Source organism: Paenibacillus nanchangensis (genome assembly GCF_046543445.1).
In the GTDB taxonomy this organism is placed as follows: Bacteria; Bacillota; Bacilli; order Paenibacillales; family Paenibacillaceae; genus Paenibacillus_AQ; species Paenibacillus_AQ nanchangensis.
In genome coordinates, this window is record NZ_JBHOFD010000006.1 from 207,517 (window position 1) to 216,785 (window position 9,269).

Sequence of the window (9,269 nt, forward strand, 5' to 3'; positions counted from 1 at the left end):
TTAGCAGGAGGAAGCGGGACCGGCAGCAATTAGCCGGCCCGCCCCTTTCGAGTAAAAATATACCCCTTGGGGGTATCGAAAGAAGAGGTGTGAACGACATGGAGAACACTGCAGCATCGGCGTCAGGCGGACGGCAGGCGACTTTACAGATTACGGGGATGACCTGTTCGGCCTGCGCCTCCCGGATTGAAAAAGGACTGTCACGTATGGATGGAGTTTCCCGGGCAAACGTCAATTTTGCTCTGGAGCAGGCTGCGGTCGATTATGACCCGAAGCAGGTCGATTTGGCCGGGATCGAAGCCCGGATCGGAGAGCTTGGATACGGGACGGTGCGGGAGTCGGCGGATTTTGATATTACCGGCATGACCTGCGCCGCGTGCTCGGCCCGGATTGAAAAAACGCTGAACCGCATGCCCGGTGTCGCTTCGGCCAACGTCAATCTGGCGCTGGAAACGGCGCATGTGGAATATACCCCCGGGGCGGTATCGCCGGAGGATATTATGGCCAAGGTGGCCCAGATCGGCTATAAGGCGATGCCCAAAAAAGACGAAGCGGCGGAGGGAGCGCTTGATGTGCGGGAGCGGGAAACGCTGCGCAAACGCCGCAAATGGATGATTTCCGCGCTGCTGTCGCTGCCGCTGCTGTGGGCGATGGGCGGGCACTTCTCGTTTACATCCTGGCTGCCGGTGCCGGAGTTGTTCATGAATCCCTGGTTCCAGCTGGCGCTTGCCACTCCCGTTCAGTTTATCATCGGCTGGCAGTTTTATACGGGTGCCTACAAAGCGCTGCGCAACGGCAGTGCAAACATGGACGTGCTGGTTGCGCTCGGAACATCGGCCGCCTACTTTTACAGTCTGTATCTGACCATTGACTACATCGGGATGGAAGGAATGGGGCATACCCCCAGCCTGTATTACGAAACGAGTTCAGTGCTGATCACGCTGATCCTGGTCGGCAAATGGTTTGAGGCGCTGGCAAAAGGCCGCTCGTCTGATGCGATTAAAAGTCTGATGGGCCTGCAGGCCAAGACGGCAATCGTTATCCGGGACGGAGCGGAAACGCCGGTGCCCATCGAGCAGGTGGCCGTCGGGGATCTGCTTCTAGTCAAACCGGGGACCAAGGTTCCGGTTGACGGGGTGGTAGTCGAAGGCGTGTCTTCCGTAGACGAATCGATGCTGACCGGGGAAAGCATCCCGGTCGATAAGCAGCCGGGCGATACCGTAATCGGCGCCACGCTGAACGCAAACGGAGCGCTGACGATCCGGGCGACCAAGGTCGGCCGCGAAACAGCGTTGGCGCAGATTATCCGCGTAGTTGAGGAGGCGCAGGGCTCCAAAGCGCCGATCCAGCGGGTCGCCGACCGGATTTCCGGTATTTTTGTTCCGGTGGTAGTCGGGATTGCGTTGCTTACGTTTGTGATCTGGTTTTTCTGGGCGGCGCCCGGCCAGTTCGCCGAAGCGCTGGAAAAAGCGATTGCGGTGCTCGTTATCGCCTGCCCGTGCGCCCTCGGTCTTGCTACGCCGACCTCTATTATGGCCGGATCGGGCCGGGCGGCGGAGATGGGCATCCTGTTTAAGGGCGGGGAGCATCTGGAGGCCGCGCAGAGCGTGCAGGTTGTTGTGCTGGACAAAACCGGCACGGTCACAAACGGCAAGCCCGCGCTGACGGATGTGCTCCCGGCCGGCGATTTCCCGGCTGAGGGCGGCGTACCGGCGGCAGACCGGCTGCTGGCGCTGGCCGCAGCTGCGGAGAAGCTGTCCGAGCATCCGCTCGCCGAAGCGATTGTAGCCGGCGCGGCCGCCAAAGGGCTGACGCTGCCGATGGCCCGCGCGTTCCGGAGCATTACGGGACGCGGGATCGCGGCGGAAGTGAATGGCGCCGCCGTGCTGGTGGGGACTCGCCGGATGATGGAAGAGAACGGCATCGCGGCCGCAGACTGGGAGCCGGTGATGAGCCGGCTGGAGGAGGAAGGCAAGACGGCGATGCTGGTGGCCGCGGACGGCAGGATTGCGGGAGTGACGGCGGTGGCCGACACGATTAAGGACACCTCCCGCGAGGCGGTAGCCCGGCTGCGCGAGATGGGCATCCGTGTCGTGATGATTACCGGCGACAACAAGCGGACGGCCGCAGCGATCGCCGCACAGGCCGGAATCGAAGAAGTGCTCGCCGAGGTGCTGCCCGAAGGCAAGGCAGAGGAGGTCCGGAAGCTGCAGGCTGATGGAGCGAAGGTTGCCATGGTGGGCGACGGAATCAACGACGCTCCGGCGCTGGCAACGGCCGATACCGGGATGGCCATCGGTACCGGAACGGACGTGGCGATGGAAGCGGCCGACGTTACGCTGATGCGCGGGGATCTGCGCAGCATTCCGGATGCCATCGTGATGAGCCGGAAGACGATGCGGAACATCAAGCAGAACTTGTTTTGGGCGCTTGCTTATAACAGCATTGGCATTCCTGTGGCGGCGCTGGGCTTTCTGGCACCCTGGCTGGCCGGCGCGGCGATGGCGTTCAGCTCGGTGTCGGTGGTGCTGAACGCACTCCGGCTGCAGCGCATCAAACTTTAAATAGATGAAAGTAATGGATCCGATCAACGAGGGACGTTGGTCGGATTTTTTGCGTTTCTGCGAAATCCCAAAGGAGGTAGAATCTTAAAAAATAATGAAAAAACATGAAAATTCCTCTAACAGTTGCTGTGAAAAATGTCGAAACAATAAGGAGCAGTATTTTTTATGGGGGAGTGGAACATTTGACGAACATACCAGACAAACAGACAATTTCATGGGCGCGTAAAGCGGTACACGGAGCCCGAAGCATGAGAACAAAGTTTATTGCCGCCTTTTTGGCCGTGCTGCTGATTCCCAGCTTTCTCATTACTTATTTCTCTTATGAAAGTGCAAAAAAGGAAGTGCGCAGCCAGATTCGGGAAGCGGCTTTTGCCAACCTGAATCTGGTCCGGATGAACATCGGACAATACATAACCCCGGTCATCAACAATTTGGAGATGTATCTCACCGATATAACCTCAGATGCGCCGAAGCAGCCAGGTATGCAGAAGCGGCTTGACGATATGCTGCGCACGCATCCCGAGCTTGACGGGATTGTGATCGGAAATCAAAACGGGGAGTATATCCGTGCGCCGTTTGTCGAAAGCTCTGACTACGACCCGCGCGAGCGGGACTGGTTCAAGAAAACGACGGCCAGTCCCGGCCAGCTGATCATCGGCGAGCCCACGGAGAGTGCTTCGACAGGGAATTTTGTGATTACCGTGTCCAAGTCCCTGCCTGACGGTAAAGGCAGCATGACGACTACCATTAATCTGGAACGTCTGATCAACAGCATGCGCAATGTAAAAATCAGCGAACACGGCAGTCTGGTGATTGTGGACGCGTCCAATAAGGTGATCGCCGGTTCGGCTAGTGTGTTCGAGGATCTTAAATTTCAGATCGGCCAGGTAGTGGAAGGGCTGCCGGATATTCAATCCGTTCCTGCTCAGGGCCAACCGGCTTCCGGCGAACCCGGAAAAGAAGCTGCAGCCGAAGCGGAGCAGCTCGAATCTCATATTATTAATGTGGGCGGTACGGAGATTGAGCTGTATATGGGCGCCGAACCGATTACCGGATGGAAGATGTTCGGGATGATTGGTGTCCAGGATTATGATGATGCGTCCGTTCCGATCCTCCGGAAAAGCCTGATCGTGGTCGGCATTACGGTACTTCTGGCGGGAGCCCTCGTCGTTCTGATCCTGACCCAGTTCCTGCGGGCCCTCGCTAATCTGGCCCGGGGCACACGGAGCATCCGCGAAGGCAACCTTGCTACCCGGGTGGAGCACGATTCAAAAGACGAATTTGGTGTTCTGGCCGAGGACTTCAACCAGATGACCGCCTCGCTGCATACCATGGTGTCGGGCATCGGCTCGACGTCCAAACAGCTGACCGAGTTTTCGGAAGTCATAAAGGTAAGCACCGAGCAAACTGCCGAATCGGTCAAGCATGTAGCGGAGACGACGCAGATGACGGCCGAAGCGGCTGCAGCAGGCGCCGCCTCTTCCGAGCAGGCGGCCACGGCAATGGAAGAGATGGCGCGCGGCGTGTCGTCCATTGCGGAATCCGCAGGTACGATCGTCGACTCGGCGGGCCGCACGGAGCAGGACGTAGCAAAAGGAAGCCAGACCATCCGGAGGGTGCAAAGCCAGATGGAACGCATCCTCGAATCGGTTGCGGAATCGGGCCAGCTGATGAGCGAGCTGACGCGGCTATCGGATGATGCGGCACGGATGAACAGCGCGATTGCGGAAATTGCCAAACAGACGAATCTGCTGTCGCTTAACGCCGCCATTGAAGCGTCGCGGGCGGGTGAACACGGCCGGGGGTTTGCGGTAGTCGCCGGCGAGGTGCGCAAGCTGTCCGAGCAGTCAAAGCAAACGGCTGAAGACATCGGCGGGGCAATTGAGCAGATGCTGAAGCTTATCGCGCGGACTGCGGAATTTATGACCACAGAGGTTCAGGGGCGGGTGGACGAAGGCATGCGCACCAGCCAGGAAGCGTCTGCGGCATTTGACAATATCGAGCGGTCAACGGCTCAGATTGTGGACCAGATCCAGGGAATCTCCGCCGTTGCGGAGCAGATTTCAGCAAGCACGGAGGAAGTGGCGGCTACCGTCTCGGAGCTGGCGAATGCCTCCAAGCAGTCCGCGGAAGGCGCGGAATCGACATCGGCTGCGGCGCAGCAGCAGTTGGCCGCGATGGAAGAGATCGCAACTTCTTCCCAGGATCTTGCCGGGATGGCGGCAGACCTGCAGCAGATGGTCTCCCGGTTCAAGGTCTAAATCAGCCGAAGGCAGGACAAGGATTTGGAGCGGGAACAGCGGGCATAGTATACTTGAATACACAGCGGAGGTCCGGCCGGGAGGCTGGGCCTCTTTTTGAGCAGCATGCCCCGGCGCGCGTTCTCCAGACTTCTTTAAACGGCGGAGAATACGCCGCCTTATCCCTATTCCTATTGCAGGAGGTATTTTAGAAGCACAGGAACGCAGGACGCGGGAACGCATCCGGCTTCTGCCGCGCCCGCAATGGACTTTTACCGCGATAACAAACAGGCTGGCTTTCCGGGAACTCCGGAGAGCCGGCTTTTTTTGCTGTAAGGTGACAGTTGTCATGCGCGAGGGATGACAGTCCTTACTGATGTCACCTCTTCTCCCGGGTGTATGCTTGATTCAACAAGAAACAAGAACACATGCGGAGGGAACCTGCAATGGAATATATCGTGGAAATGAAACAGGTCAGCAAAGTATTTAAGGATAAAAGGGCGGTGGACGACGTCAGCTTCCGGATCGCCAAAGGCTCGATCACCGCGATTCTGGGCCCTAACGGAGCCGGAAAAACCACCTCGCTGTCGATGATGCTTGGATTGATGGAACCTACAAACGGAAGCGTGTTGCTGTTCGGACAACGGCCGGCGAGCCCGGAGACCCGTGTCAAGACCGGAGCGATGCTGCAGGAAGTCAGCGTCATGGATAAGCTGAAGGTAAAGGAAATCATTGCTTTGTTCCGCAGCTACTACCCGAACCCGATGGCGGAAGACAAGCTTTATGCGCTCACAGGCCTTGCAGCCGGAGACCTGAACCGCTACGCCGAAAAGCTGTCCGGCGGACAAAAGCGCAGCCTCGGATTTGCGCTGGCGCTGGCTGGAGACCCGGAGCTGCTGTTTTTCGACGAACCGACTGTCGGCCTGGACGTAACCGCACGCAAAAGGTTTTGGGATCAGGTCCGGCAACTGGCTGCCCAAGGCAAAACGGTTGTCTTCACCACCCATTATCTGCAGGAAGCGGAGGATATTGCGGACCGGGTGCTGCTGTTCAACCGCGGCGCTCTGGCTGCCGACGGCTCGCCGGAGCAAATCAAGGCGCGTCTTCTCAAGCGGTCGGTCTCGTGTATCCCGCTGGAGGGCTTCGACGCGCTGCGCAGCCGGCTTGGCGGACTTCCGGGGGTAACGCAGTGTGAGCTAAAGGACGGCCGGGCCTACATTATGTCCGACGATACGGACAAGACGCTGGCGGCGCTGCTTGCCGGAGGGTACAAGGTCCGGGATGTGCAGACCCATCAAGGACGGCTGGAAGAAGCGTTTGAGCAACTAATTAGCGAGCAGGAGGGTGCGTAAGATGAGCAATATGTTAAAAGCGCAGTGCAAAGCGGAGCTGCTCCGCATTTTCCGGAATCCCTATTATGTGTTCTGGTCTTTGATGATGCCGATTCTGTTCTACTTCATCTTTACCAAAGTGGTTAACACGGGGGCGGCCAATGAAGCGGAATGGCAGGCGCATTACCTGATGTCGATGGCTTCGTTCAGTGTTATGGGCTCGGCGATCATGACCTTCGGCATCCGGATGGTAGAGGAGCGCCGAAACGGGTGGTCAACGTTTATGCGGCTGACGCCGGTGAGCGGGCCGGTTTATTTTGCGGGTAAAATGTTCGGCCAAACGATGATGCATTTGTTTTCAGTCATTCTGATTTTTATAGCGGGTTATCTGATTAACGGGGTACACTTAAGCGCGTTCCAGTGGATATTGTGCGGTTTGTGGATTATTGCGGGTTCGCTTCCTTTCCTGGCGATCGGTACGCTGGTGGGAACTATGAAACGGGTCGACACGGCGAGCGGCGTGAGCAATGTGCTGTATATGGCGCTGGCAGTAAGCGGGGGATTGTGGATGCCGCTGGAAGTCATGCCGAAGCTGATGCAGCGTATCGGGGAATGGCTCCCATCCTATAACTATGGAAACGGGGCGTGGGAAATCGCCCGGGGCGCTTCGCCTGACTGGACCAATGTGCTGATCCTGCTGGGCTATCTGCTGATGTTTATGGTATTATCCAGCTATATTCGAAAGAAGCAGGAAGCGGTGTAAAGCATGCAGCAAGACAAGCGGCGGTTTCGGATGTTTCCGCACAACCTTGGGATTTTTCCCTACATGTGGATGCTCTATCTGATTATGCCCGTGGCCAATCTCCAATCCGAAACGGGTTGGAAGCTGGCCGCGGGTTATCTGATGCTGGCGGTGTTTGTGGTAGCCTACCGTCAGATGTATTGGTCCGGCGACCAGGCTTACCACGTATGGCTGGGTACCCAGCTCACCATTATTACGGTGCTCAGCTTGTTTTACAATCCCTTTAACATCTATATGGGCTTTTTTGCCGGCAACTTCATTGGCTGGTACAAAAGCCGGACGGAATTCCGGCGGGCATACGCGGTCTTTGTGATCACTCTTGCATTCCCGCTGGGCCGGGCCATGCTGTTTTTGGATCTGGAAAGCATCTTTTTTATGGTACCATTTGCGGTAATCATGCTGATTTGTCCTTTCGGGGTGAGGTCCATTGCCCGGCGCCAGCAGCTTGAGAAGGAGCTGGACCAGGCACATGCCCAAATCCGGGAGCTGGTCAAACGGGAGGAACGGATGCGGATCGCAAGAGATCTGCACGACACCTTGGGGCATACCTTGTCGCTTATTACGCTGAAAAGCCAGCTGGTAGAGCGGATGGCCGCCGTGAAGCCGGACCGTGCCCAGGAGGAAGCAGCGGAAATCCAGCGGATTTCCCGGGCGGCGCTGCGCCAGGTCCGGGAGCTGGTATCGGACATGCGCGCGGTGACGGTGGCCGAAGCGATTGCGGATGCAAGGGAAATGCTGCGCGCGGCGGATATTGTGCTGGATGTAGAGGGCGATATTCAGCTGGAGGGCGTATCCGCATTGGTTCAAAATATTTTGGGTTTGTGCATTACCGAAGCGGCGACCAATATTGTGAAGCACAGCGGAGGACAGCGCTGCGTCATTCGCGTGCAGCTGTCCGATTCCGAGGTCGCCCTGATCGTTGAGGACGACGGAACGGCGAATCCGGCCCGGAAGCGGGAACAGGAACCGGAGGAAAACCGGGGACGGGGCGGCAACGGCCTGAAAGGAATGGCGGAGCGCCTTTCTCTCATGGACGGCTCGCTGGAGTTTGAGACCGTTCCAGGGCGGGGAACGCGTCTGACGGCCCGGGTTCCGTCCATCGTCAAGGACAGAAAGGAAGGTACGGCATGATCCGGATAGTAATTGCGGAAGATCAGCGGCTGCTGCGCGATGCGATGGCATCGCTGCTGGGGCTGGAGGATGATCTGGAGGTGGTCGGGGAGGCCGGGGACGGCGCAGAAGCGCTGCGGCTGATCGAAGCGCTGCAGCCCGACCTGTGCCTTCTGGACATCGAAATGCCGCTCATGAGCGGACTGGAGGTTGCCGAGGCGCTTAGGAGCAAGGGGATCGGCACCCGGGTGATTATTTTGACGACCTTTGCGCGGCCGGGTTATTTTGAGCGCGGCGCCAAAGCGGGCGTCCAGGGTTATCTGCTGAAGGACGAGCCGGTGGACAAACTGGCGGACGCGATCCGCCGGGTGATGTCCGGGCATCGGGAAATTTCGCCGGAGCTGGCTTTCGGCAGTCTGCGGGAGGAGAACCCGCTGAGCGAACGCGAAAGGGAGATTCTGAAACTGGCGGGCGGCGGAATGACCGCCGGCGAAATTGCCAGCGCGCTGTACCTTTCGTACGGGACGGTCCGGAATTATATCTCCGAGATCCTTGCGAAGCTTGAGGTGAAGAGCCGGATCGAGGCGGTGCGGCTGGCGGAGGAGAAGGGCTGGATTTAATTTCCTTACTCAACTTTCACAGAGCGAAAATCAACTTAGCTCCAGTCCTGGCGCGGATTTAACCGCAATAAAGTAATGCGTCTTGAAAAAATAGAAGAACACCGCTTCGCCCGCGGCGAACGCACCGCTCGGTGTGCTATTTTATTTACGGTGCGATGAAGTTAGCACGCTCGGCGTGCTAATATTACGGTGCAATGAAGTTAGCACGTTAGACCGGGCAGTTGCCTTGGCGCAACTCATAGAACGGCTGAACGAAATTACGACTCAGGTTGGGAAGAAATGCTCCACCCTAATTCAAAGTCAACTCCAGCACTGGATCTCCGGTTTGTCCAGTGATCTCAAGGCGTATCCGCCGATCTCAGGTTGCGCTGCCGCTCAGGCTGCGAAAGTTGAGTTAATAAAAGCAGCGTGAACCAAGACTTGATAACCAATGTCTTGGACTGCCGCTGTTGTCGTTGAACGAACTGGAACGAACCCTCTCCTGTAACAGACCCGCAGCGGATTACCGCAGTACGCGATACGTAGGTCTTTCCGGACCCAGAGGACTTTATTTCTGAAATTCCTGGGCTTTTCGGTTGCCTTGCGGACTCCAGATCCGTTAT

At 57.6% G+C, this 9,269-nt stretch carries 7 protein-coding genes; 6 read left to right on the forward strand and 1 reads right to left on the reverse strand.

The genetic code is table 11. The features are described 5' to 3' along the window. Positions 1-98 precede the first annotated feature (98 nt). From ACE6ED_RS06685 to ACE6ED_RS06710, 6 genes are all read left to right on the forward strand, one after another. A complete protein-coding gene (locus tag ACE6ED_RS06685) occupies positions 99-2,564 on the forward strand; it encodes a heavy metal translocating P-type ATPase (RefSeq protein ID WP_410826323.1) in 2,466 nt (821 codons plus the stop codon). A 248-nt stretch (positions 2,565-2,812) separates the two neighbouring features. Then, the gene (locus ACE6ED_RS06690) at positions 2,813-4,825 is read left to right on the forward strand and encodes a methyl-accepting chemotaxis protein (RefSeq protein ID WP_410826324.1); all 2,013 of its coding nucleotides are present in this window, start codon (positions 2,813-2,815) and stop codon (positions 4,823-4,825) included. Between the two features lie 425 nt (positions 4,826-5,250). Next, positions 5,251-6,156, forward strand: coding sequence for an ABC transporter ATP-binding protein (locus tag ACE6ED_RS06695; RefSeq protein ID WP_410826325.1), 906 nt, complete (start codon positions 5,251-5,253; stop codon positions 6,154-6,156). A 1-nt stretch (position 6,157) separates the two neighbouring features. Next, positions 6,158-6,898 carry an ABC transporter permease gene (locus tag ACE6ED_RS06700; protein ID WP_410826326.1) on the forward strand — a complete coding sequence of 247 codons (741 nt, stop codon included), beginning with the start codon at positions 6,158-6,160 and terminating at the stop codon, positions 6,896-6,898. A gap of 3 nt (positions 6,899-6,901) precedes the next feature. Beyond that, the gene (locus tag ACE6ED_RS06705; protein WP_410826327.1) at positions 6,902-8,068 is read left to right on the forward strand and encodes a sensor histidine kinase; all 1,167 of its coding nucleotides are present in this window, start codon (positions 6,902-6,904) and stop codon (positions 8,066-8,068) included. Next, on the forward strand, positions 8,065-8,667 hold the full coding sequence (locus tag ACE6ED_RS06710; RefSeq protein ID WP_410826328.1) for a response regulator transcription factor: 603 nt from the start codon (positions 8,065-8,067) through the stop codon (positions 8,665-8,667). Before ACE6ED_RS06705 ends, ACE6ED_RS06710 begins: the two co-directional genes overlap by 4 nt. Before the next feature lie 338 nt (positions 8,668-9,005). On the opposite strand, the gene ACE6ED_RS06715 is transcribed toward ACE6ED_RS06710, so the two are convergent. Beyond that, positions 9,006-9,269: hypothetical protein (locus ACE6ED_RS06715; RefSeq protein ID WP_410826329.1), on the reverse strand; the 264-nt coding region annotated here is incomplete at its 5' end.

Excerpts from the sequence above, each read along its gene's own strand:
- ACE6ED_RS06685 (WP_410826323.1), top strand. The coding sequence starts at position 99 with ATGGAGAACACTGCAGCATCGGCGTCAGGCGGACGGCAGGCGACTTTA.
- ACE6ED_RS06690 (WP_410826324.1), top strand. The coding sequence starts at position 2,813 with ATGAGAACAAAGTTTATTGCCGCCTTTTTGGCCGTGCTGCTGATTCCC.
- ACE6ED_RS06695 (WP_410826325.1), top strand. The coding sequence starts at position 5,251 with ATGGAATATATCGTGGAAATGAAACAGGTCAGCAAAGTATTTAAGGAT.
- ACE6ED_RS06700 (WP_410826326.1), top strand. The coding sequence starts at position 6,158 with ATGAGCAATATGTTAAAAGCGCAGTGCAAAGCGGAGCTGCTCCGCATT.
- ACE6ED_RS06705 (WP_410826327.1), top strand. The coding sequence starts at position 6,902 with ATGCAGCAAGACAAGCGGCGGTTTCGGATGTTTCCGCACAACCTTGGG.
- ACE6ED_RS06710 (WP_410826328.1), top strand. The coding sequence starts at position 8,065 with ATGATCCGGATAGTAATTGCGGAAGATCAGCGGCTGCTGCGCGATGCG.